We start from the raw sequence: 23365 nt of genomic DNA on the forward strand, positions 1-23365 counted from the left end.
TTAATCTTCCCCCAGGGTATAAAAAATAGGGTTGTTTTTCTCGCGTGTAATTAGATTAAGCCAAATTTCATTGCCCGCTTCATTTATTTCTTTCGTTTTTTCGGCCATTATTTGACTGAGTTTCTGGGCATCTATTTCGCCTTCAGCCTGCAGGTCATTCAGCAGATGGACTAACGCTTCAATTTTGATGGCGCGAAATAAGCGATCTTTTATATGGCGGTCGTGCTCTTCCAGCAACATATTACGGGATTTGCCGGTGCTGGAGACGCCAATTAATATATCAGGTTCGAAATCAGAGAGTTTTCTTTTCCCCTGAGTGAAACTCGCCTTTTTTTCTGCTTCCGTCGGTTGCTGTTCCACAGGCGCAATGTGGTACTTAGCCGGGACGAGATTGTCGGGCAGCATTTTTAATTTCCTTTAATTTCAACAGGGTGGGGTTGGTAAAGGCGTGAGATTCGTTGACAATATCATGAGGCAATTTTAAAATCAAAAAAAATGGAGCCAACCCATGAACAGCATCTTTTTTACGGTCATCGTATTACTATTACTGACCGCTGGTGTGCTTTTATTGATGCAGGATTTCAATAAAACCAAAGCCTCGAAGGACACCAGTGAAGCCCCGCAACCTGAGTTGATGACAAAAGAGGAAGGAGAGGACCATTTCTCCGTTTTGATGAACTCGGTAACACCCGTTTGGTACTGGCGGGTGAATCACGAATATATCGACTTCTTACATGCGACAATTAAGCGCATGAATATGTCGGAAATTAATGACACGCCCGGTCTGTTTGAGGCGCAGCGTCGTTGTAGCGACCTGAATTCAGCGGTTTATAAATATTATGACAATATCAAAAAGCGCTGTCTTAACGGTGAGAAAGTCTCCTGTGCCGATCTGGACGTATTAAATCTTCGTCAGTGTTTTCGCGAGTTCAGCCTGGAGGCCTACCCGGAACTGGTGGCGCTGGTCTGGCCGCAGTATGCGCGTCCGGAGGTTAACCCGGACAACGTCTGAGCAACACACTGGTTAGTTCTTGCAAACAGTCAGCGCCGTTGGGATATACTGGGCGCTGGTTTCTTTTGCAAACAGGACTTTATGGAACGCTTCTTCGAAAACGCCATGTACGCCTCTCGCTGGATACTGGCCCCCGTCTATTTTGGCCTTTCGCTGGCGCTGATCGCGCTGACGATTAAGTTCTTCCAGGAAATCTTCCATGTTCTGCCGAACATTTTTTCCGTCGCCGAAGCGGACCTGATTCTGGTTCTGCTGTCACTGGTGGATATGACGCTGGTGGGTGGTTTGCTGGTGATGGTGATGTTTTCCGGCTATGAGAATTTTGTCTCCCAGCTTGATATCGACGAGCGCAAGGAGAAGCTCAACTGGTTGGGCAAAATGGACGCCTCGTCGCTGAAGAATAAAGTGGCCGCCTCGATTGTGGCAATCTCCTCTATCCACCTGTTACGCGTGTTTATGGACGCGAAAAACGTCCCGGATAACAAACTGATGTGGTACGTGATCATCCATCTGACGTTTGTGCTGTCGGCGTTTGTGATGGGGTATCTGGATAAGATCAGTAAGAAATAGAGTAGACCTTACCCCTCACCCTGCCCCCTCCCCGGAGGGGAGAGGGTTAGGGTGAGGGGAAAAGCATCAACCGCACTATTTATCCGACGACGCCTGCCACAAATTCAGCTCACCATCCGCCACGTGCTGGTCAATTCGCGTGAGTTCTTCCTCAGTAAAGTGCAGGTTATCCAGTGCCCGAACGTTCTCAGCAAGCTGTTCCGGGCGGCTTGCGCCAATCAGCACTGACGTCACGCGCGTATCTTTCAGCAACCAGCTCAACGCCATTTGCGCCATGGTCTGCCCGCGCGCCTGCGCCATCTCATTCAGCAGACGAAGACTTTTCAGGTTGGCGTCGGTCAGCATTTTCTGCGTCAGCCCGCGCACTTTATTGCCTTCACGCTCCATGCGTGAACCTTCCGGAATACCGTTCAGGTATTTTCCGGTCAGCAGACCCTGCGCGAGCGGGGTAAAGGCGATGCAGCCCGTGCCGTTCGCTTCCAGCGCATCCAGCAAGCCGGTCTTATCAACCCAGCGGTTAAGCAGGTTATAGGACGGCTGGTGGATCAGCAGCGGGATTTTCCATTCCCGCAGCAGCTCGGCCATTTTTTGCGTGCGCCCGGTAGAGTAGGAGGAGATGCCCACGTACAGCGCTTTCCCGCTCTGAACCGCATGGGCCAGCGCAGAAGCCGTCTCTTCCATTGGCGTATTTTCATCCACGCGGTGGGAATAGAAGATATCAACGTATTCCAGACCCATGCGCTTCAGGCTCTGATCGAGACTGGCGAGCAGATATTTACGTGAACCACCGGACCCATAAGGCCCGGGCCACATGTCGTAACCGGCTTTGGTGGAGATAATCAGCTCGTCGCGATACCCGGCAAAGTCCTCACGGAGCAGGCGGCCAAAGTTCTCTTCCGCGCTACCCGCAGGCGGGCCATAGTTGTTGGCAAGATCGAAATGGGTAATCCCGAGGTCGAAGGCTTTACGCAGCAGCGCGCGCTGGGAATCAAGAGGCTGAACGTGGCCGAAGCTGTGCCACAGGCCCAGCGACAGGGCAGGCAGGCGCAGGCCGCTCTTTCCGCAGTAGCGGTACTGCATGTTTTCGTAGCGGGTAGCGTCAGGGTACCAGGACATGATGTCTCCTTTCTTATTTAATGAATTTTCGAAACAACGTTTTTATTCTGCGTTTATCAAATCATAAATTGTGCGGAGAAGCGATGGCATGGCCTTTTCACATCATGCTGAAACGTGACGATTAACCATGACTGTGTCACCTGTGAAGCCACGCTAATCAAAAATAATCACAAAAGGTTATAATTTCCGCCCAGCCTGCCGATAACGAGAGTAGCACTCGCCTCTGGGCGAATTTACCCTCACGGCAAGGAAGATTTATGAATATGCTGCGTAATTTCACGATCCGTTTCGTCATGCTGACGATTCTCGGGATCTTTTGTTTAATGTGGGCAGGCGTTGGGCTGTACAGCACCTGGTCCCTGTCACGGGTATCAGATGGCAATGAAGTCGATCGCCAGCTGGTGAAACAGATGACGGTGCTCAGCCAGGGCAACGATCAATATTTCCGCTTTGTCACCCGCCTGAGCCGCGCAATGGAAGTTAAGGCCGCTGGCGGCACGCCGGATTTGTCCTCTGCCCAACAGGCGCTGGACAACATGGGTAAGAAACTGGCCGAAATGAAGGCGATCTCGCCTGGCCCAATGGATGAGCAGGTCTCTGCGCAGGTGATAGGTGCCTGGCAGGCGCTGCTTGAACAGGGCGTCACGCCGCAAATGGAGCAGGCAAAGCAGGCCTCCCTTGAGGGCTATCGTCAGCAGGCCAATAACGTCACGCCGCCGCTGAGCCGCGCGTTTGGTGCCGCTGCCGAGAACTTCAACAACGCCGCCGCGAAGGCGCTCGACAGTACCCGTGTGATCGTGGACGGCCTGACCAGCATGACCCGCACGGTGATTATCGTCGCGACGATTATCGGTCTGCTGATCCTGCTCTTCACCGATCGTTACCTGGTCGCGATGCTGGTTAAACCGCTGGATCGCATTCGCCAGCAGTTCCGCCAGATTGCCCAGGGCGATCTCAGCCAGCCCATTGAGCCGTTCGGTCGCAACTGCGTGGGACAGCTGGTGCCGCTGCTAAGCGCCATGCAGGATAGCCTGCGTGAAGCGGTCAGCACCATTCGCTCCGGCAGTGAGAATATCTGGCGCGGCGCGACGGAAATCTCCAGCGGTAATAACGATCTCTCTTCCCGTACCGAAGAGCAGGCTGCCGCGCTGGAAGAGACGGCGGCCAGCATGGAACAGTTGACCGCCACCGTGAAGCTGAACGCGGAAAGCGCGCGTCAGGCCAGCCAGCTTGCCGATGTGGCCTCAACCACCGCCAGCCGCGGCGGTTCTCTGGTGGAAGAGGTGGTCACCACCATGAGCGGTATTTCGGAAAGCTCGAAGAAAATTGCTGAAATTACCAACGTGATCAACAGCATCGCCTTCCAGACCAATATTCTGGCGCTCAATGCGGCCGTTGAAGCGGCGCGCGCGGGCGAGCAGGGGCGTGGGTTCGCCGTGGTGGCGGGTGAAGTCCGTAATCTGGCAAGCCGAAGCGCCAATGCGGCAAAAGAAATTGAGGGTCTGATTACCGATTCCGTGACCCGCGTAGAGCAGGGTGCGCAGCTGGTGAGCGACACCGGCACCACCATGGATGCGATTTTGCGCGACGTGACGGAAGTGACGACCATTATGAAGCAAATCGCTTCCGCCTCTGAAGAGCAAAGCAAGGGCATTTCGCAGGTCGGGATTGCCATTACGCAGATGGATGGCGTTACCCAGCAGAACGCCTCGCTGGTAGAAGAGGTTTCCGCGGCGGCCGCTGCGCTGGAACGTCAGACCGAAGAGCTTCAGCGTTCGGTGCAGAAGTTCCGCCTGACGGCATAGCACAACGTTACAGGGCCGCCTGGTGCGGCCTTGTATTATCATTTGACCCTGCTGTTGCAATTCGGGATATCGGGTATCCCGTTGCAGATGCCACTTCTGCGATACGCTTAAATGAGGGGTTACCGTTTGGGGAAAGTGATTTGTAGAGTGATTCGCGAGAAATGCCTGCGCGTTTTGCAATGACAGTCATCCCGCCAGAGGCTTCAATAACATGCCGTAAAGCCAGCATGAATGCTTCATAACCCCCGGGCTCGTCAATTTCAATGAAAGCCTGATGAAGATATACGGGCGCGAAATCCGGAGAATCTTTCAAAAGTTTTACCATTGCGTCATCATGAAGTACTGATTTAGCCATTGCGATTTCCTCTTATATCCTGCGCATGTAGTCGTTGAGATACTCAACTGCCCTGCCAATATCTGCATTTTGCTTTTTTTTCGTTCCAGTCAATAGCACCAGACTCACTGTTCCATCAGCCGGGTCGAAGACTTCACTGAAATAGACACGGTAACCCGGCCCCTGGTCAATTCTGAGCTCTGAAATGCCCTCTCTGCACGGTTTGCAATCACCAAAGTTACCCGTTGACATTCTGGCGACACGTGTAGCAATCATGGCTTTTGCTAGGGGATCTTTCATACTTCGCAGATATGCGTCAAAAGGGTCATATCCATCTGCGGTAATGTAATGTTTAACCTTAGCCATTATTGTAGCCTGTAGTTTACGATAATCAAATGTATTGTAATCTTCAGGCTACAACAGGCAATTGTTTACATCGTTTCAAAAGAGGGGAAGATGTTACTTCGGAAAGCAGATCGCAAAAAAATTGAGATTTGATGCGGGGTTATTACTGAACAACAATGAGGCCGGGCACGCCTGGTGCTGCCCGGCTGTACTTATCAGTGCGTCGCTTCACCAATCAGCGCACCTGTGCCCGCACCCACGGCTGCGCCTTTCAGCACGCTATTACCCGTCACCGCAGCCGCGCCCGCGCCAACGACAGCACCTACGGCGCCGCCCTTACGTGCGTCTTTGCCTTTTTCGCCGTTTTTGAACATTGCACCCGTGCCTGCGCCAACGACGGCGCCACCAACGGTTGATTTCAGATCTTTGCCCGTGGCTGCGCCAATAGCTGCACCTGCTACTGCACCGGCAGCGGTTTTGTCGATGGCCATTCCCGAGGTGGAAAAAATGAGGGCGCTGATAACCAGCGTTGTTTTAATAAGTTTCATAACAGATCCTTTGTGACTGCTGTCAGTTGATACGTCGTTTCTCACTTTCGCACGCGAGAAAAACGGCCAGATAGTGCCAGCAATACCGGCTCAACCTTTAGGCTAATCATGCCCTGGGCAAGGATCTCAGTTGCCGGGCGGGGAGCCGCCCGGCGGAATATTACGCCTGACGCTTGTCTTCCGTATTGGTATCGAAGTCGCTCGCCGCATGGCGTTCGTGGAGCTGCTCGTTCAGCTCGCCGCTGGTGCGGTTAACGATGCGTCCGCGCTTGACGGCATGGCGGTTCGCCACGTCTTTTGCCCAGCGCTGGACGTTGGTGTACTTTTCAACGTCGAGGAACTCGGCGGCGTTGTATACGCTGCCCAGCGCCACGCAGCCGAACCACGGCCAGATCGCCATATCCGCAATGGTGTACTCCTCACCCGCCACGTAGCGACCGCGCGCCAGCTGTTTATCCAGCACGTCGAACAGGCGCTTGGCTTCCATGGTGAAGCGGTCAATCGCGTACTCGATTTTTACCGGCGCGTAGTTATAGAAGTGACCAAAACCGCCGCCGAGGAACGGTGCCGCCCCCTGCAGCCAGAACAGCCAGTTCAGAGTTTCGGTGCGGCCTGCCGGATCTTTTGGCAGGAAGTGGCCAAATTTTTCTGCCAGATAAAGCAGGATGCTGCCGGATTCAAATACGCGCGTTGGCGGGTTCGTGGAGTGGTCACGAAGCGCCGGTATTTTCGAGTTCGGGTTCACCTCAACAAACCCGCTGGAGAACTGGTCGCCCTCGCCGATGCGGATCAACCACGCGTCGTATTCCGCGCCCGTCACGCCCAGCGCCAGCAGCTCTTCGAGCATGATGGTCACTTTCTGGCCGTTGGGTGTTCCCAGGGAGTAGAGCTGTAGCGGGTGGGTACCCACGGGCAGATCTTTCTCGTGCGTCGCGCCGGAAATCGGGCGGTTAATATTGGCGAACGCGCCGCCGTTGTTCTTTTTCCATTCCCACACTTTCGGTGGCTGATAGGTGTTTTCTTCTGACATGTTGGCCTGCCTTTTCGGTGTTGTGTTGAGGCAGTGTAGCAGGTGGCAGGGGAAGCGTTTAACGATGCGAGCGTAATGCACAGGGCGGGTGTATGATAAATCCACCTCTGTCAGGTTCATTACAACGTGCAGACGACGACAACCCCTCAAAAAATTGCCGCCTGCCTGTTTTAGGTTGGATACATGCGTAAAGGAAAGTTAAGCAGTGACGCGCCATTCGGGACGTTGTTAGGCTATGCGCCGGGTGGCGTGGCGATTTACTCATCAAATTACGGCAGTCTGGATCCGCGCAACTACCCGGAAGAGGCGGATTTCCGCAGCTATATCGGCAACGAATACATGGGCCACAAGTGGCAATGCGTCGAGTTTGCCCGCCGTTTCCTGTTCCTCAATTATGGCTTCGTGTTTACCGACGTCGGCATGGCGTGGGAGATTTTTTCCCTGCGCTTTTTACGCCAGGTGGTGAACGATAACATTCTGCCGCTTCAGGCGTTTGCCAACGGCTCGAAACGCGCGCCGCGCGCCGGGGCACTGCTCATCTGGCAAAAGGGCGGCGAGTTTCATGAGACCGGCCACGTGGCGGTGATTACCCAGCTTCTGGATGATAAGGTGCGCATCGCGGAGCAGAACGTCATTCACTCCCCGCTGCCGCTCGGACAGCAGTGGACGCGCGAGCTGCGCATGACCGTCGAGAACGGCTGTTACACCCTTCATGACACCTTCAGCGATACCGAAATCCTCGGCTGGATGATCCAGACGGACGACACGGAGCACAGCATTCCCCAGCCTGAACCGGACGGTGAACTGCTGAAAATTCGCGGTGCGCGGTTGAAAAACAAGCGTCAGTTTGACGGAAAATGGCTGAACGAAAATGACGCGCTGCAGCAGGCGTATATCCGCGCGAACGGCCATGTGATCAACAAAGATCCCTGCCAGTACTTCACGATTACCGAAAGTGCCGAGCAGGAGCTGATCAAGGCCACCAACGAACTGCACCTGATGTACCTGCACGCCACCGACAAAGTGCTGAAAGACGACAGCCTGCTGGCGCTCTTCGACATCCCGAAAATTCTCTGGCCGCGCCTGCGCCTCTCCTGGCAGTGGCGTCGCCACCATATGATCACCGGTCGTATGGATTTCTGCATGGACGAGCGCGGCATCAAGGTTTACGAGTACAACGCCGATTCCGCGTCCTGCCATACCGAGGGCGGACTCATACTCGAAGAGTGGGTGAAAAATGGCTATCGCGGCAACGGGCATAACCCGGCGGAAGGGCTGCTGGAAGAGCTGACCGGCGCATGGAAGCACAGCCACGCGCGGCCATTCGTCCACATCATGCAGGACAATGACGTTGAAGAAGATTATCACGCGCTCTTTATTCAGCGTTCGCTAATGCAGGCCGGGTTTGAAACCAAAATCCTGCACGGGCTGGAGGCGCTGAGCTGGGATGCCGCCGGGCAGCTGATTGACGACGAAGGTCGCCACGTCAACTGCGTGTGGAAAACCTGGGCGTGGGAAACGGCGATTGAGCAGATCCGCGAGGTCAGCGAAACCGAATACGCCGCCGTGCCGATCCGCACCGGTCACCCTGAAGGCGAAGTGCGCCTGATAGACGTCCTGCTGCGTCCGGAAGTGCTGGTCTTTGAACCACTGTGGACGGTGATCCCCGGCAACAAGGCTATCCTGCCGGTGCTGTGGCAGTTGTTCCCGAACCACCGTTACCTGCTTGATACCGATTTTGAGGTTAACGATCTGCTGAAACAGACCGGCTATGCCGTTAAGCCGATTGCTGGCCGCTGCGGCAGCAATATCGACCTGATCAGCGCGCAGGACGAACTGCTGGATAAATCCAGCGGCAAGTTTGTCGACCGCAAAAACATCTACCAGCAGCTGTGGTGTCTGCCGAACGTGGACGGCAAATACATTCAGGTTTGTACTTTCACCGTGGGCGGGAACTACGGCGGGACCTGCCTGCGCGGCGATGACTCGCTGGTGGTGAAAAAAGAGAGCGATATTGAGCCGCTGATTGTGGTGAAAGATAAGTAACGAGCACCTGCTCTAAAAAAAGCCCCCGCAGGGTATTCTCTGTGGGGGCTTTTTGTTACTGCGCTTCCTCGTCCTGCTGAGCGCTGGTTTTCAATTCGATGATGCGTCCAATCTGGTCATGATAAACCGTCAGCAGGTTGTGCTGGCTCATCTCAGAGATGAGTTGCGGTGAGACGTTAAAGCTGCGGGCAAGTTCGTCATGATGCAACAAACCCGGACGACGGCGTCTCACGTGCGCGCGGCGGCGATTGTACTGATACCACAAAATCAGCAGCCAGCCGTTGAGCGCGGCGAGCAGAAAATAGATCAATACTGTGTTAAAGGAAGCAATAATGGCTCCCCAGCGGTAGTCGCTCTCTTCGGTCAGGTGCATCCACAGCCTGGCGTACAGGAAAAACAGAAACCCTCCCCACGCCAGCAGCGTTAACGCTGCATCGAAAAGACGCGGCAATAGCCGATGTTCCGTCAAAATTAAGGTATTTTCGTTCATTGAATGCTTCCTTTTCCCCGGTCCGGGCTGATCCAGCGCGCGCGGGCGCGCTGGCGTTTAAGCATGACTTTTGGAAATGCGACGAGGGTGGTGAACAGGCCAATCATCCAGTACACCATCGGGAACCAAATCACCCAAAAAAGCGAGCTGGCCACTTTCCGCTCATAGCGCCGCTCAATGTACAAACTGACCAGGAACTGCAGCAGGCACATCACCCCCAGCAGCAGCCCGGTAAACTCTGGCGGGAACAGCGTTTCAACGGTCAGATTGGCCGGAAGCGGAACAATATGCCCGATGGCGAACAGCAGCACGGTTATCGCGTAAGCGAATGCCCACAGCGTTGACAGCGCGTACTCCAGAAACAAAGGCCACATGCGATGGTGTTCCCAGCGCACCATCTTGCGCAGGTTGACCAGAAACACCTCCGCGCCCCCCTGCGCCCAGCGTAAACGCTGTTTCCACAGGCCTCTGAGCGTCTCCGGCATCAGGATCCAGCACAGCGCGCGCGGCTCGAAAAAGATATCCCAGTGGCGCAGCTGGAGCTTCCAGCTGATGTCGATGTCCTCCGTGATCATGTCCGGGCTCCAGTACCCGACGTCCGCCAGCGCCTGTCGGCGAAAGGCGGCGATGACGCCGGAGACGGTAAACACCCGGCCATAGATCCGCTGCGTCCGCTTGATGAGCCCAATAATGGATGAGAACTCGCCTACCTGAATGCGGCCAATCAGCGTGGAGCGCGTGCGAATGCGCGGGTTCCCGGTGACCGCCCCGACGTGGGGATACTGAATCAGCGGGGCCACCAGATAAGCGGCGGTGTCGCGGTCGAGCAGGGCGTCGCCGTCGATGCAGACCAGCAGATCGCCCCGCGCCGCCGCCGCCCCGGCTTTGAGCGCCACGGCTTTCCCCTGGTTTTCCGCGAGGTTAATCACCCGCAGGCGCGGCTGCTCCAGCGCCAACTGGTGCAGCACCTGCGCGGTGTTGTCAGACGAGCCGTCGTTAATGGCGATCACTTCTACATTCTGGTACCGCTGAGCCAGCGCAGCGCTGACGGTCTCTCTGGCGTTTCTTTCCTCATTGAAGCAGGGGATCAGAATGGATATAAGCGGCTCGCCGGTAAGCGTCGGGGCGGGCGTGTCTTTATCCCATGACCAGTGGCGTTCAAGCTGAAACCAGAAATAGAGGCCGCCGGTGACCCAAAGCACGGACATAAACAGCGGCCAGAAGAAGACAAAATCCAGAATCAGTTCGCCGGTAAAGAGGGCGGCCACGCCTAATGGCAGCCCGAATACCAGACATAAAATTGAAAAGGCGATTAAGCGATCAGTCATTGTCAGGGTACCAGTACGAAGAAAATACGGGCCTGATGCGCGAGATATCAGGCTGGTTATTGATAAAGTCGTCGGGGTAGTAGCCGTAGTGTTTAATGCCGTTCAGCTGGAGCACGCGCATCCACGCCGCGAGCTGGCTGTCGGAGACGGCGCGCTGCGGTTTTTGCTCCCAGTCCCTGGCCTGCAGCTCGAAAATGGTTTTATCCAGCGCGCCGGGCCGCGCGGCGACGGCTTTGATCAAACGCGTCAGCCACGCATTGCTCTCGTTCGCCGGAACGGACTCCATCAGCGGCATCGCCATCGGCACCGTCCAGTCATAGGCCGCCAGAAAATCATCAAGATTCTGCGCAAACCATGCTTCGCTCTCGGGCTGCAGAATGGGTAAGACGAACATATTGCGCGCGGTTTTTATCTGCGGGCCGCGGATGTGCTTCACCGCCTGGCTCAGAGCGCGGGTAAATCCGATAAGTATCCGGCTTTTCTGGCGGGTCGTGTCCTGCATGGCATCGTCAACGTCCGTCAGCACCGCATCGTCATGGAACAGGATCCCGTTGAAGCTGGCGTAGCGGGCCAGATCTTCATAGATGTCCGTCACCTGCTGGCGCACCTGCGGATCCCACGGGGAGAGCCGGATATAGGGCTCGGTGGCCTCGCGCAGCTGTCCTGTCCGATCATCCCGGCGCTGCACGCGCGGCAGGGCAGGATCGAGATCGAACGAGAGTACCGGCATCCACGCGTAGACTTTCACCCCCGCGCGGGTTTGTAGCTGCCAGGAGACAAAGTTAAAGAGATCGGCCCGAACCGGCAGCCGACGGTTGGGGAAATAGAGTGCTTTAATCCTGCCGTCGCCCTGCGGGTCGGCAAACGCCTGCAGGAAGACGTGACTGATCTTCATGTCGTAGACCCGCTGGATCAGCCTGTTGATGTTTTGGGTCTGCTGCGCCGGATCGGGATCGTAAACGTAGTCGAGATCGACGTGCATCACCCGTACGGGGTCGCGCTCCTGAACCTGGCTGACCGTACTGGCAAACGCTTTGAGCGAGGGGTTACCGGCGATCAGCAAACGGGGAATGCTACCGAGATTGCGCACGTCACCCAGCCCGTCCTCCAGGGTAAAGGCCAGCTGGTAACCCTGTTGTCTGGCGATGGCGAGCGACGTACCGCTGGCGGCCCCGTAAGGCCAGACCCAGGCGCGCGGCGCCTTACCCGTCACCTGCGCGATTTTTTCGGTCACCTTACGCACGTCATCGCCGATCCGCTGGCTGAACTGTTGGTCAGTTTCATAGCGCCCCGTTGCTTTATCATAAAAACGGTTGGCAATGGCCGGTTCACGGCTTCCCTGCGGGTTGGCAACAATGCCGTAATGCGAGGCCCAGGTATGCGAGCCGATCTCAACCAGCGGAGACTGGCTTAATTCGCGCACCATGTCCCACGTCGCAAAGCGATCCCGGGGCGTCATCAGGCCGCCAAAATTCACCTTCAGGTTTGCTGGCGTATCCACCCAACTGCCCACCGGCGCCCAGAGCGCAGGCACGTTCCAGGCCTGAAGCAGTGGCCAGACGCGGGTGTAGAAGCTGCTGTAGCCGTCGTCAAAGCTGAGCAGAACGGCTTTCGGCGGCAGCGTTTTTTTCCCGTCATGCGCATCGAGAATGTCCTGCACGCTGATGGCGTGATAGCCGTTGTGCAAAAGCCAGCTTATCTGCTCGTTTAAAGCGCTGGTGCGCACGGAGAGGTAGCGCTGGTCGGCGGCATCGTCTTCGACGTCGTGGTAGGCCAGCACCAGGAACTGATTCTTCGGCCAGGGCTTACTCGCCTCCGGCTGCGGCCGCTCGCTGGGCGCAATGAACGAGATAGCCTGCGCGCAGACGCCCGCGCTGAGGCAGAGCCAGCCGATGAGTATCAGGCTCACGGAAAAACGTGTGTTCAGCATATTCATCCTTAAAAGCGTAAAGTCGCATCAAGCGTGACGGAGAGGTTGCTCTCGCGTTTGCCGTCGTAAGGGCGTTTATCCCAGTTCAGCATCACGCCGGTATCAACAACGTTGTTCCACTGAACGCGTTGTCCATAGCCCAGCAGGGCAATAGCGCCAGCGGACTGGTTTTTCTGCCAGTAGCTGCCACTCCCCGCCACGAACTGCTGACTCCAGAGGGTGTCGTAATGGCGGTATATCTCATGGTCTGCGGACAGGGCGGCCGTCACGGACAGATCCCGCGCCGGGTTGTAATAGAGCGTGTTGCGCAGGCTGTTTTTACTGGCGGCGATCCCCGGTTCCAGATCCAGCGTCAGGGTCGGGGTCTGCCAGAGACGCTCCTTACCCGTAAGGGTGTATTCCTGTCGGCGGTTATGGTCTGAAAAGCGGCTGACGGCGGCGCTGAACTGGTACTCACGGCGCTCGTTTTGATACCAGCGCACGCCAGCTTCACCCCGGTTAGCGCTGATCCCGTTGCGTAATGCCCGTAGCGGCGTGGTGCGGGATAAGCGCTCAAGGCTGCCGCTGACCTGCCAGTTATCATTGAGAAAGTACGAGGTTGAGAGACGAGCACCCGGCTTGTTTTCACCGTGATAGCGGTTGCTGGATAGCTCAGCTTCGAGCTGGAGGTCGCGAGGCCGCCACTCGACGCCGCCCAACAGGTGGCGGCTGGTGCCTTTGCCTTCATCGAAATTACCCTGCGCATAGCGGGTGCCGGCAAACAGCCGCCAGCTATCCGCTACCGGCGGACCATAGAGCGTGGCGTCCCAGGTGAGGTCGTGCGTCCCGCTGACGGGGTTATCGGAGTGCAAACCTTTGCCCGCGTTGAGGCGCAGCTCGGACATATGGTGGACGGTTCGGAGCCTGTCCAGACGCCGGGCGCTGCGGTCAACGGGCGCACGGGCAAGCACGTCGTCGGCCAGCAGGTCCATCTGTCGCCACTCCTGCAGATCCATGGCGACGTAAGCCTGCTGTTGTTCCAGCTCCAGGTTCGATGGCTCCAGCGCCTCCGCCCTTTTTAACGTTTGCTCGGCCGCGCGCGGCAGGCCCCGCGCCTGCAGCAGCGTGGCATAGTCAATCTGCAATCCCTGGTTGCCCGGCGCCGTTGACGCCAGACGGTGCGCCAGCGTTTCGGCTTCCGGCAGGGCGTTGGTCGCCAGCAAATAGTTAAACTTAAGCGACTGCCCGGTAAGCCACCGATCGTTGGGCTGCGGAGTGGTCGAGCCGAAATCGTAGCGGGTCCACGGAACGCTGCGGGTCTGGCGCTCTACGTACTGGCGAGCGGCCTGGCACTGCCCCGTGTCCAGCAAGGCATAGAAAAGCGCATGCTCCTCGTCCTGCGGATCGGCGGCGTATTGCGGATAGCGTTGCAGAAGCGAGAAGGCGGCAGCAGCGTTTTTCTCCTGAAGATACGCGGAGATCGGCCAGCCGATGGCCCAGCCCGGCACCGGATGCTGCGCCGCCGTCAGCGCCTGATATTCACCGATGACCTGCGGGTAATCGCCATGCGCGTACAGCGCGCCAAGCCTGTCGATGCGCGCCAGGATGACGTCCTCCGCCGCCTGAGGCTCGTGTTGCCAGCGGGAGAGCAGGGCGTCGTAACGATTCAGTGCCGTTTGCGCCAGCTGCAGGCGCTCCTTTTCCGTTTTGCCCGGCACATCGGCAAGGCGGACGAGTTCGGCGGCGGCATTACGCTCAAGAAGACGACGCTGCGCGGGGGGCAGCGTTACCCCTTGTGACAGCTGTAGCGCGGGGGTATTTACCCGGCTATCCGTTAGCGCGTCGATCTGCTCGCTGAGGCGCGCTTTATTCTCCGGCGCGAGGGTCAGCGCGCGCGTGTCGGCTAAAAGCCGATCCCAGCTTTTACCCTGCCGTAGCCAGACGTACGACAGCGTCTGAAGGTGTGCCTGAGAGGGATTTTCCGCAACCAGCCGTCGGGATTCCTGCAGCGCGAGCGTATCCATACGGGCATCGGCCAGGGTTTTGATATAGCCGATACGATAATCGTCGTTATCCGGCGCAAGGCTACGCGCCTCCTTCCAGAGCGATAAGGCTGGCTGCCACGCTTTTTGATTTCTCCTCGCCTGTGCGACGGCGGCAACACCCCGGGCGGGCAGCGGCATATAAACGCCATAACGCTGCCAGACCTGAATAACCTCGTCATCGCGGCCTGCCCAGGACGCAACCTGTAACCAGTCTGCCACCTGCCCGGACGTCAGCGCATTCTTTTGCTGATAATGCTGAACATAATTGAGAAACGGCATGTAATTACCGTTACGCGCCTGTTGAATCTGCTTTTCATAAACGGATTCCGTCGCCTGAACCAGAACAGGAAAGAGTAATAACAGAAACAATAACCCTGGGGCGCGATAAAAGAATAACGTTTTGAAACGAAGCGATCTTTCCATATCTATTTGCCATTTGTTTATCATGAATCCATTGCATAACACGGCTGCCTTTTAACTCTGCGTTAAAGGCCATAAATGAGAACATTAAATCTGAAAGCGATGATGTTATGGGGTACTTACTTAAAGGTAATTATGGATCCTTATCTCGGTGAACTGGATGGAAGGTAATGTACACCTGATATGTTGCTGGATAAATATGTTGAAAAGCGGGTGGGTAGTTTTGAGATAATTCTGTAATGGGACGTTTTTGATGATTATTTTGAATTGCGGAGTTATTTGTAACTGATTGACTGTAATGTGGTTTATTTTTATTGTGAAGAATTTGTTTATATTCTTAATGTGGTTTATCTGTGCCAATTAAAGTACTTTCTGGTACATGTTTGGGAAGTTTCATGACAAAAATTCTTAATGTTTGGCGAAGCGTCTTTTCTGAGGTTGTTTTTTATTTATAATTAATATCAGCCATTGAATGATAGTCTACAGAAAGTATAACGCATTAATGCGTGCATTGAGGGATGATCAAAGCCGGAATACATGTGTCGTTAATATAAATACGCTATAAAACGAAGGCGCTCTTCTTTCAGAGGAGGCGTTCTTGCTTTAATCTAAAAGGGATGGTTAGTGGCAACTTCAATAGTGTTAGTGACTCAGGATCGCTATCTTGTCAGGGGGATGAGGCTATTTTTTCCGGATATTATCCTGCTCGATTCGATTGACAGAAACATATTTGATAACGGTGCAGATGAATATTCTGTGTTGATTGATAGTCGTTCTCCGCTCCGTTTATATGATTACCTGATACGCCATCCGGCCAGAACGAAAAAAACGATCTGCTGCGTTATGCTGGATATGCGCCATCGTGAGGAGAATCTACTCAGTATGAAGTTGTTTATGAACACGTCGCTCACGGCGCCGGATATGGCGTCGTTGTTTAACCTGGTGCTCAATATGAAGGGCAGGCGTCTGACCACCAAATGGCTGCTTAACTTACGGCTTAGCACGCACGAAGCGATCATGCTGCGGTTGCTGAGGGCAGGGATGTCGATGGAAGCCATTGCCGATGAGCTGAATACGTCGGTCAAAAGCCTCTACCGTAAACGCGCGGCGCTGTCGGAACGGTTGGGAGCGGAAAACTTCAACGAGGCGTGTTTGTTTATCTTTAAAAACAAACTGCTGGACGCAGGTGGGAACGATCCCTGAATTTCTGAGTGCCCAAAAGCAAGAACCCGCCACAAGGGCGGGTTCGTTTAATAGAAATAATTCAGAACGACCAGCGCAGATTAGCGTTAACGGAGTTGACGCGGGTATCCGCACCATATTGCCCCTGATAACCCACATCCAGCGTCGCCGCACGCGACAGCTGGACGCTCACACCGATATCACCCACCATCACGTCCTCATCCACGGCCTGCCCCTGAGTAATGAACGCGTCGCTGCCTGCAAACGCCATGCGCGAAGAGGTACTCTTATCGCCATAGGCGTGCTGCCAGCCCAACGAACCGTAGAGGTTAACGTTCTTCGGTAGCTCGGTCACACCGCGCACCCCGAGAGTGGAATAGAAGGTGTTCATCGTTTCGTTACGTACATTCAGCGCGGCGGCACCGCCGTCTTCCCTGAAGCTGTCGGTATGCAGTCGGACGTACGATAAATTGACGAACGGTTCAATGTTCATATCAGGCTGGCCGAAACGGTAGCCCGCTTCGGTGAACGCCAGCAGCGAGTTGGCGTCGTAATCCGACTTCAGACGATCCGAGAAGCCGCTGAAATCAACATTGCGCTCGCCTTCGATCTTGTGCCAGGTATAACCCAGCGCGCCGCGCAGGGAAAACGCATCCTGTTGTCCCGCCGCATACAGGCCAAGATGGTAGTTGTCGGTATCCGTTGAGGAATGACGGCTGTCGACGTCGTAATCACCTCGGCTGTAGCCGAAGTAGCCACCGACACGCACGTTATGGTCCGCCAGCTTGTGATCGGCCCCCAGCAGGAAACCGGTAGTGTTGCCGTCCAGCTTGCCCACGTTACCGTCGCCGTTGTTTCGGCTCCATGAACTGAAGGTCTGGCCCCAGACGCCATTGTTTTGCGGCTCCGGCTGCTGCACCAGCGACATCGCTAACGGTGGTATCGGCAGGCTGTCGTTATCAAACGCGCGCTGCATACGCTGGTTTAAGACGTTAAACACCTGCGTGCTGCCGGCAATCAGGTTGGACTGTATTGACGGATAAACTTCACCGGACAGTTGGTTGAATGCCTCGCGCGCTTCCGGCGCGCTCAGCACCAGCAGCGAGTTGTACAGCGCCAGCGACGGGCCGCCTTGCGTCAACGTGGAGAGCGCGCCGGCGGTATTCCACTGGTTGCTGCTGTTGGCCACGGTCTGGAAAATTCCCGGCTTGCCGCTGCCCGGATTTTCTCCGCCCGGGTTCCCACCGCCAGGGTTCTCACCGCCTGGGTTTCCTCCTCCTGGATTCTCACCTCCGGTCTCTTTCTGCGCGATGGTCAGATCGACGGCGTTGGTGCTCTGGTTGAGCGCCACGTCCAGGAAGGCGGATTTGGACATCGCCCCTGCAAACTGACCGTCAATTCCTCCGTCAGAGGTTAAAATGCGATAGCTTTGGCCCGTTCTGTAGCTGGTTTGCGGATCCAGCGCGGTGACCTGTACCTGAGCCCGATCGCTGATGGTCGTTTTGCCTGCTACCAGCAGCTGATCGCTACGACCATCACCGGCGATATCGACGTCATAGAAAGACTCACCCACAAAATTCAGATAGCGTTTTAGCGTCAGCGTGCCGATACCGCCATCCCCTGGTGAGATATGCCCGCCGGACAAGATCTCGGTCTGGCCCAGCGTGCCGTTCCCCCCCAGCGTGCCGCCCGCTTTAATTGACGCGGCGCTGCTGTAGCCCAGCCCGTTGCTAACGTCGGATCCCGCCGTCGCGTTGAGGATCAGCGTCCCGCCGTTCTCGGCGCTAAGGGTTTGAATATCAAAAATATCGTCTTCTGGCTGGGTATTGATGTTGCTGGCAATAATGACTTTGCCACCGCGCGCGGTCACGTTCGCCTGCAGGGCAGAAAGATCGCCGTTCAGCGTTGTCTGTCCGGAGGTATTGATCACCTCGCCTTCGCCGCTCATCTTGTTGCTGAAGATGTAATTTCCGTCGGTATGGTTGAAGTAGACATAGCTGCCGAACAGCCCGCCGCGCAGGCTGATTGCCGTATTCGCATCGAGGGTACCCGCGCCGCCTGCCGTACCAGGCGTAGGCTCAGTTATACCGGTGCCGGTGTCCATGTTGCCGCGGCTGCCGATGATGAGCGCACCCCGGTTCGAGCCGGAACCCGAAGTCCCCACGATCAGCGTATTGCTGCCAGCTGAAAATGAACCGCCGTCAATCACAGACAGCACGCCATTGCCGTAATCGCCCACGCTCACGCTGCTGCCGCTGGCAAAGCGCGAGTCTTTGCCCGCAATAACCAGCTCGGCGGTTTTACCTGCCCCGGAGACGCCCGCCACCTGCACGCCGCCAACGTTAACCGTTCCGCCGTTCAGCACGTCCAGGTCGCCATAAAGCGTCAATGTACGGCCAACATTCCACTGTGAGCCGCTCCCCGTAACGGTGGCTTTCGGGCTCAGTGCGTCAGTTTCACCCGGCCCGGTACCGTTGCCGATGCGCGCATCGTAGGCGGTGCTGAGCGCCGCGCCGTCTTCAACCGCCAGCGTGGAGCGTGCCCCGAGATCGGTGCCTACGCTGAGAAAATTACTGGTCACGCGAGAACCGGCGCCCGTGGCGATGAGGTGACTGTCGTAGCCGCGGGTGGTGCCGACAACGATCTCCTTCGCGCTCGCCAGCGCGCCCTCTTCGACACGCAGGGTGCCGAGGCCAAGATTCAGGTCACCGCGCAGAACGTACTGATCGTTCACCGCGTTAAGCTCAGCGTTTGGCCCACGAACCGTGACCACGCTTTCATAAATCTGGCCGTCGAACAGACGACCGATATTGATGTTATAGGCGGTGATTTTGCCATTATCGATCAGCAGGTTTCCGCGTTGGTTACGTCCAACGTAAACATCTCCGGTGTAACCCAGCGTTTCGGTAATACGCGCGTCGCCATCAAAAAATGCATCGGCTGCACGTGCGAAATCGGCAGGTGAAAGCAGTAACAGCGGCGCGGAAAATAGAGCGAGGTAAAGTCTGGAAAGCGGCGTCTTAACCGCTAAAGCATGCGATATAGAGTTATTCACGGGCTATCTCCGTACTCATTAGCGTGATGTCTGGAAAATCGTTTTTATGAAAACTCAGATACGTCAGAAAATATAAAAGGCGTTATTTATGTACGCCTTTTGATTTGAAGTTAATTATTTATGCGTGACAACAGGGGTACAGGTTGGCGCGCTGAGCGTCGGTGCGGATCCTAAAATCCCCGGCATCATCATTGATGAGCAATCGAAAATACGCCCTTTTTCCGTCGTAGCGCGATAAGAGAGCTTTTGTCCGCCCAATGCGTCCGGTTGGGCGCCATTAACATTGGTCACGGTTATTTCATCTGATGAACCCAGCCCCAGCATTTTAGCGGTCTCCGCCTGCAGAAGTGGAATAGCCTGATCGGTTTTCAGCGTGGAACAACCGGCTAGCATCAACGTAACGGTTAAAAAGACGAGAGGTTTTTTCATAAATTATCCTTGATATCCAATCAGTTAATTTCACTGATTGTATTTATGTTTTCATTTACTCAAATCAGCGAATAATATATTTCCCTTTCCTAATCGAAAAAACCCTCCTAAAGTAGGGTGGGTAGATAATAATTCATCTGTATTCTCAGATATGCGAAGGTTAAAGGAGGACCCTTTGGGACAGAATTATGCGTTGGTCGTTGATGACCATCCATTGGTAGCAAGCGGCATCGCCAATTTTCTGATTACACATTGCCAATTTAAGCAGGCGTGTGTGGTGACGAATGAAGACGATTGCTACCGTCAAATTAGGGATAATGGCCCGCCACGCTTGCTGGTAATCGATTTTTGGCTCTCCTCCGGAACGGCGTTGAAATTACTCAAAGAAGTGAAACAACTTTACCCACAGGTACGACTCCTGGTGGTCAGCGGGGATGACAATAATGATCTCTGGCGGAAAGTTCATGCCGCCGGGGGGCATGGTTTTGTATTGAAAAGCGAACCGCCTGAAATGTTCTCACAGGCCGTTTGCGCACTCACTAATAATTTGACCTGGTTTCCTGATGGAAGCGAAATTTCCGTTAAGTCGAATAATGAGAAGTTAAGTAAATTTAACTTAACGCCGCGACAAATAGACGTGTTAAATATGATTATGCGCGGCCTGCCAAATAAAAGAATCGCCGCACAGCTTTCAATTTCTGAGCCCACGGTCAAAGAACACATCAGCAATATATTGAAAAAGATAGGTGTTAACAGTCGGGTAGAGGCTATCACGCTTCTGCATGGCAAGCAGGAACCGTCGGAATGAGTTTTTTCCAGAGCTTACAGAACGATGGTATCTCTCCTCCGGCGCAGATCCGTTTGCTAAACAACACCTTTCTGCGGCTGGTGTTTAGCTTTAGCGCAGTGCCCTTTGTCGGGATTCCTTTCGCCATCTGGATTTATATGCTTGGGGATGACCTCGGCCCAACGATTACCTGGATAATCATTTATCTGCTGTGTGCTGTGGCGATACGAATATTGCATCGACGCTACCAGCGCGAAGCGAAAGACAATATTGAAAAGGACGTGCTGCGACGCTGGCTTCCGCGTATTAATAATATCGCCTTTGTTCACGGGCTGGGCATCTCATCACTCTATTTAATTACCCCGCAGACGCAGAACTTTGACTTTTTCCTGCTCCTTAATATCAGCATCGCCGCTATCGTCGCCGCCAATGCGACGCATCTGACGCCGGTCATCAGCACCTTTACGCGCTTTTTCTTCGCCTCCTGGGGGGTGCTGAACCTTGGTATTATCTGGCGACTGGATGAGTTGATGTTCATCGTGCTCATGCTGAATCTGCTTTACGGCTTCGCGATCTACCGCCATGCATTAACGTCACACGCATTCTTTATACAGCAAGCGCTTCTTGAGGAAAAAAGCTCGCGCCTGGCGGAACAGTTTCGTCAGGCTAAAGAGGACGCGGAGCAGGCTCTGCTGGATAAAAATCAGTTTCTGACAACCGCCAGCCACGATCTGCGCCAGCCCGTGCACGCCATGGGTTTTCTGATCGAAGCCATTCTCCACCGAAACCGGGACGACAGCCTGACGCCGCAACTCCTTGACCTGCAGCAGAGCGTTCGTTCGGTACATTTAATGCTCAACTCTCTGCTCGATCTCAGCAAAATTGAATCCGGGAATGTACTTTCTGCCCCGACCAAAGTGGATATTGGCGCTCTGCTTGACTCTGTGATCACGCTGTTTCGCGAAGAGGCCAACAGCCGTGCCCTGCGGCTGTCTACCCGTCGACCCAAACGCCGCATCTACGTGACAGGCGATCCGCTGCTGGTGCGACAATCCCTGATTAACCTGATTCAAAACGCCCTTCGCTACACGCTAAAGGGGGGCGTGCTGGTCGCCATCCGACCACGCGGTGACGAGTGTATGGTTGAGGTGTGGGACACGGGGGTCGGTATCGCCGATGACGAGAAAGGTAAAATCTTCTCACCTTACTACCGCCCCGAGCTGGCCTGGAAGATAGACAGCGCCGGACACGGGCTGGGACTGGCCGTAGTGGCCCGTTGTGCCAAGCTGATGAAGGTGAAGTACGGGATGCAATCCATTGAAGGTAAAGGCTCACGCTTCTGGATGCGCTTCACTCAATATGCTGGCGAAGACATCGCGCTGGACACCCCGTCCGCCTGCGACAACACCGCCACGCCGGTACGCTATGCACCGCTGCACGGTTCCTGCCTGGTCGTCGATGACGACCCGCTGGTGACGTCTGCCTGGGAGAGCCTGATGAGCGTATGGGGAATCAACGTGCGCTGTGCGGCTTCTGCTGAAGAAGCGTTCGCCATTATTGATGACGGCTTCATGCCGTTCGCTGTGCTGTGCGACCAGCGCCTGCGATCCGGCGAAAGCGGCTTCGACGTCCTGAAAGCGCTTTTTGAACGTCTGCCGGATATGAGCGGCGCGATAGTCAGCGGCGAATTTAATTCACCGGTTCTGCTGGAGGCAGAACAGGAAGGGTACCTGGTGCTGCGCAAGCCTCTGGAGCCAGCTAAATTGTATGCGCTGCTGACGCAGTGGTCCGGGAGTCGCTAAGGGAGTGTAGAAGTGTTGATTCTGGCGGGCTCAGAATGCAAAAACGGACCTCCGTGGAGGTCCGTTAATATAAATTTTGGTGCCCGGACTCGGAATCGAACCAAGGACACGGGGATTTTCAATCCCCTGCTCTACCGACTGAGCTATCCGGGCAACGGGGCGCATTAAACCCGATCTGCCCGTTGCCGTCAACGAAAAATGTTGTTTTCGTTACAGACTGCGCATTCTCTCGCCATTTCGCCGCACTCTTAAGCGAAAAAGTGCGTCCAGAGCGCGGAGAGCGGCATGGCGAGCAGCAGTGCGGGCAGCATGTTCACCACGGCAAACATTTTGATCCCGCAGATGCGCAGCCCGGTCGCCAGCAGCAGCAGGCCGCCGACGGCGGTAAAGTCTGCCATCATCGCCGGCGTGGTCAGCGGCAGAATCAACGTGGCGCAGGTGGCGAGTGCGAGCTGGATCAGCAGCATCGGCACGCAAATCGCCGCCACGGCAACGCCGAGCGTGGTGGCGAAAATGGTGGCGGTAAAGAAATCGAGAAATGCTTTCGCAATCAATATGCTCGGGTCGCCGGTCATGCCTTCCTGCATTGAACCGAATATCCCGGTGCCGCTTGCGCAAAACAGAATGATGATGGCGACATAGTTTTGAATAAACGACTCATGCGTACCGTGTTTCGCCTTGCCTGGACGGGCAATCAGGTTTTTAGCTTTGCCCACCGCGCTATTAATGCCTTTTTCCAGATAGCAAAATTCACCGATCAGCGCGCCGAGCAGGGTGGCGAGCACCATCACCGGCAGGTTGGCGCATTTGATCACTAAAAGGATGCCGATACCTAACGATGCCAGGCCGAATATGGAGGGCATGGATGAGCGAATACGCTCCGGCAGCCGCTGACTCAACACAGCGCCCAGTACGCCGCCCAGTAATACGGCTCCGGCGTTAATAAATGGCCCGATAACCAAAGTTAACTCCTGTTATTTACTCATTGATATTGCATTATTATGGCACGTCATGGCTGCGCGGGCCTTAGCTTTGGGTGGTTTCGTGCATACTGATTCCTTCTTGCACCTCAAAATAAAAGGTGACATTATTGCGCGAATTTTCTCCTCCCT

The 23365-nt window shown here is 55.3% G+C and carries 20 protein-coding genes and 1 tRNA gene; 7 read left to right on the forward strand and 14 right to left on the reverse strand.

The features are described 5' to 3' along the window. On the reverse strand, positions 1-405 hold the full coding sequence (locus ACWKXT_RS17150) for a hypothetical protein (protein ID WP_454527523.1): 405 nt from the start codon (positions 403-405) through the stop codon (positions 1-3). A 103-nt stretch (positions 406-508) separates the two neighbouring features. Here ACWKXT_RS17150 and ACWKXT_RS17155 point away from each other — a divergent pair, with 103 nt between their 5' ends. Both ACWKXT_RS17155 and ACWKXT_RS17160 read left to right on the forward strand, forming a co-directional pair. After that, positions 509-1012, forward strand: coding sequence for an ESA_00282 family adhesion-associated protein (locus ACWKXT_RS17155; protein WP_454527522.1), 504 nt, complete (start codon positions 509-511; stop codon positions 1010-1012). Positions 1013-1093: 81 nt separating this feature from the next. After that, the gene (locus ACWKXT_RS17160) at positions 1094-1582 is read left to right on the forward strand and encodes a TIGR00645 family protein (RefSeq protein ID WP_080328194.1); all 489 of its coding nucleotides are present in this window, start codon (positions 1094-1096) and stop codon (positions 1580-1582) included. Positions 1583-1657: 75 nt separating this feature from the next. On the opposite strand, the gene ACWKXT_RS17165 is transcribed toward ACWKXT_RS17160, so the two are convergent. Next, positions 1658-2698 carry an aldo/keto reductase gene (locus ACWKXT_RS17165; protein ID WP_454527521.1) on the reverse strand — a complete coding sequence of 347 codons (1041 nt, stop codon included), beginning with the start codon at positions 2696-2698 and terminating at the stop codon, positions 1658-1660. 257 nt (positions 2699-2955) lie between these two features. Between ACWKXT_RS17165 and ACWKXT_RS17170 the strand changes: the two genes are divergently transcribed. After that, a complete protein-coding gene (locus ACWKXT_RS17170; protein ID WP_454532986.1) occupies positions 2956-4503 on the forward strand; it encodes a methyl-accepting chemotaxis protein in 1548 nt (515 codons plus the stop codon). Between the two features lie 7 nt (positions 4504-4510). Here ACWKXT_RS17170 and ACWKXT_RS17175 read toward each other — a convergent pair whose 3' ends face one another. The 4 genes from ACWKXT_RS17175 to yghU form a co-directional block, all read right to left on the reverse strand. After that, the gene (locus tag ACWKXT_RS17175; RefSeq protein WP_454527519.1) at positions 4511-4858 is read right to left on the reverse strand and encodes a helix-turn-helix domain-containing transcriptional regulator; all 348 of its coding nucleotides are present in this window, start codon (positions 4856-4858) and stop codon (positions 4511-4513) included. Between the two features lie 12 nt (positions 4859-4870). After that, positions 4871-5203, reverse strand: a complete 333-nt coding sequence (locus ACWKXT_RS17180; RefSeq protein ID WP_454532987.1) for a type II toxin-antitoxin system RelE/ParE family toxin — start codon at positions 5201-5203, stop codon at positions 4871-4873. 194 nt (positions 5204-5397) lie between these two features. Then, positions 5398-5730 carry a YMGG-like glycine zipper-containing protein gene (locus tag ACWKXT_RS17185; RefSeq protein ID WP_041908148.1) on the reverse strand — a complete coding sequence of 111 codons (333 nt, stop codon included), beginning with the start codon at positions 5728-5730 and terminating at the stop codon, positions 5398-5400. Between the two features lie 160 nt (positions 5731-5890). Next, positions 5891-6760 (reverse strand): glutathione-dependent disulfide-bond oxidoreductase, encoded by an 870-nt coding sequence (yghU, locus tag ACWKXT_RS17190; RefSeq protein ID WP_454532988.1) that lies wholly within the window; start codon positions 6758-6760, stop codon positions 5891-5893. A gap of 183 nt (positions 6761-6943) precedes the next feature. Here yghU and gss point away from each other — a divergent pair, with 183 nt between their 5' ends. After that, complete coding sequence (gene gss, locus ACWKXT_RS17195) at positions 6944-8806, forward strand: bifunctional glutathionylspermidine amidase/synthase (RefSeq protein WP_454527516.1); 1863 nt, start codon at positions 6944-6946, stop codon at positions 8804-8806. A 55-nt stretch (positions 8807-8861) separates the two neighbouring features. Here the strand turns inward: gss and pgaD are convergent, their stop codons facing one another. The 4 genes from pgaD to pgaA are packed head-to-tail and all read right to left on the reverse strand — an operon-like array spanning position 8862 to position 15001. Continuing rightward, positions 8862-9296: a poly-beta-1,6-N-acetyl-D-glucosamine biosynthesis protein PgaD gene (gene pgaD / locus ACWKXT_RS17200; protein WP_454532989.1), complete on the reverse strand. Its 435-nt coding sequence runs from the start codon at positions 9294-9296 to the stop codon at positions 8862-8864. Continuing rightward, a complete protein-coding gene (gene pgaC, locus ACWKXT_RS17205) occupies positions 9293-10624 on the reverse strand; it encodes a poly-beta-1,6-N-acetyl-D-glucosamine synthase (RefSeq protein ID WP_454527514.1) in 1332 nt (443 codons plus the stop codon). Before pgaC ends, pgaD begins: the two co-directional genes overlap by 4 nt. Further along, the gene (gene pgaB / locus ACWKXT_RS17210) at positions 10617-12554 is read right to left on the reverse strand and encodes a poly-beta-1,6-N-acetyl-D-glucosamine N-deacetylase PgaB (protein ID WP_454532990.1); all 1938 of its coding nucleotides are present in this window, start codon (positions 12552-12554) and stop codon (positions 10617-10619) included. The genes pgaC and pgaB overlap by 8 nt, the downstream gene beginning before the upstream one ends. Positions 12555-12562: 8 nt before the next feature. Then, a complete protein-coding gene (pgaA, locus tag ACWKXT_RS17215; RefSeq protein ID WP_454532991.1) occupies positions 12563-15001 on the reverse strand; it encodes a poly-beta-1,6 N-acetyl-D-glucosamine export porin PgaA in 2439 nt (812 codons plus the stop codon). A gap of 672 nt (positions 15002-15673) precedes the next feature. On the opposite strand from pgaA, the gene ACWKXT_RS17220 reads away from it, so the two are divergent. Next, on the forward strand, positions 15674-16201 hold the full coding sequence (locus ACWKXT_RS17220) for a helix-turn-helix domain-containing protein (protein ID WP_454533015.1): 528 nt from the start codon (positions 15674-15676) through the stop codon (positions 16199-16201). Between the two features lie 61 nt (positions 16202-16262). Here the strand turns inward: ACWKXT_RS17220 and ACWKXT_RS17225 are convergent, their stop codons facing one another. Then, positions 16263-19235, reverse strand: a complete 2973-nt coding sequence (locus tag ACWKXT_RS17225) for an autotransporter outer membrane beta-barrel domain-containing protein (RefSeq protein ID WP_454532992.1) — start codon at positions 19233-19235, stop codon at positions 16263-16265. Positions 19236-19349: 114 nt separating this feature from the next. Further along, complete coding sequence (locus tag ACWKXT_RS17230; RefSeq protein WP_061097082.1) at positions 19350-19664, reverse strand: lipoprotein; 315 nt, start codon at positions 19662-19664, stop codon at positions 19350-19352. A 175-nt stretch (positions 19665-19839) separates the two neighbouring features. On the opposite strand from ACWKXT_RS17230, the gene ACWKXT_RS17235 reads away from it, so the two are divergent. Continuing rightward, complete coding sequence (locus tag ACWKXT_RS17235) at positions 19840-20472, forward strand: LuxR C-terminal-related transcriptional regulator (RefSeq protein ID WP_454527509.1); 633 nt, start codon at positions 19840-19842, stop codon at positions 20470-20472. Next, a complete protein-coding gene (locus tag ACWKXT_RS17240) occupies positions 20469-22253 on the forward strand; it encodes an ATP-binding protein (RefSeq protein ID WP_454532993.1) in 1785 nt (594 codons plus the stop codon). The genes ACWKXT_RS17235 and ACWKXT_RS17240 overlap by 4 nt, the downstream gene beginning before the upstream one ends. Positions 22254-22330: 77 nt before the next feature. Here the strand turns inward: ACWKXT_RS17240 and ACWKXT_RS17245 are convergent. Further along, a tRNA-Phe gene (locus ACWKXT_RS17245) sits at positions 22331-22406 on the reverse strand. A 95-nt stretch (positions 22407-22501) separates the two neighbouring features. Beyond that, a complete protein-coding gene (locus tag ACWKXT_RS17250; protein WP_028014391.1) occupies positions 22502-23215 on the reverse strand; it encodes a DUF554 domain-containing protein in 714 nt (237 codons plus the stop codon). Between the last annotated feature and the right edge of the window lie 150 nt (positions 23216-23365).

Source organism: Enterobacter sp. UPMP701 (genome assembly GCF_053709515.1).

Bases quoted from the DNA above. Each gene is read 5' to 3' on its own strand.
- ACWKXT_RS17150 (WP_454527523.1), bottom strand. From the start codon at position 405: ATGCTGCCCGACAATCTCGTCCCGGCTAAGTACCACATTGCGCCTGTG.
- ACWKXT_RS17155 (WP_454527522.1), top strand. From the start codon at position 509: ATGAACAGCATCTTTTTTACGGTCATCGTATTACTATTACTGACCGCT.
- ACWKXT_RS17160 (WP_080328194.1), top strand. From the start codon at position 1,094: ATGGAACGCTTCTTCGAAAACGCCATGTACGCCTCTCGCTGGATACTG.
- ACWKXT_RS17165 (WP_454527521.1), bottom strand. From the start codon at position 2,698: ATGTCCTGGTACCCTGACGCTACCCGCTACGAAAACATGCAGTACCGC.
- ACWKXT_RS17170 (WP_454532986.1), top strand. From the start codon at position 2,956: ATGAATATGCTGCGTAATTTCACGATCCGTTTCGTCATGCTGACGATT.
- ACWKXT_RS17175 (WP_454527519.1), bottom strand. From the start codon at position 4,858: ATGGCTAAATCAGTACTTCATGATGACGCAATGGTAAAACTTTTGAAA.
- ACWKXT_RS17180 (WP_454532987.1), bottom strand. From the start codon at position 5,203: ATGGCTAAGGTTAAACATTACATTACCGCAGATGGATATGACCCTTTT.
- ACWKXT_RS17185 (WP_041908148.1), bottom strand. From the start codon at position 5,730: ATGAAACTTATTAAAACAACGCTGGTTATCAGCGCCCTCATTTTTTCC.
- yghU (WP_454532988.1), bottom strand. From the start codon at position 6,760: ATGTCAGAAGAAAACACCTATCAGCCACCGAAAGTGTGGGAATGGAAA.
- gss (WP_454527516.1), top strand. From the start codon at position 6,944: ATGCGTAAAGGAAAGTTAAGCAGTGACGCGCCATTCGGGACGTTGTTA.
- pgaD (WP_454532989.1), bottom strand. From the start codon at position 9,296: ATGAACGAAAATACCTTAATTTTGACGGAACATCGGCTATTGCCGCGT.
- pgaC (WP_454527514.1), bottom strand. From the start codon at position 10,624: ATGACTGATCGCTTAATCGCCTTTTCAATTTTATGTCTGGTATTCGGG.
- pgaB (WP_454532990.1), bottom strand. From the start codon at position 12,554: ATGCTGAACACACGTTTTTCCGTGAGCCTGATACTCATCGGCTGGCTC.
- pgaA (WP_454532991.1), bottom strand. From the start codon at position 15,001: ATGGAAAGATCGCTTCGTTTCAAAACGTTATTCTTTTATCGCGCCCCA.
- ACWKXT_RS17220 (WP_454533015.1), top strand. From the start codon at position 15,674: ATGAGGCTATTTTTTCCGGATATTATCCTGCTCGATTCGATTGACAGA.
- ACWKXT_RS17230 (WP_061097082.1), bottom strand. From the start codon at position 19,664: ATGAAAAAACCTCTCGTCTTTTTAACCGTTACGTTGATGCTAGCCGGT.
- ACWKXT_RS17240 (WP_454532993.1), top strand. From the start codon at position 20,469: ATGAGTTTTTTCCAGAGCTTACAGAACGATGGTATCTCTCCTCCGGCG.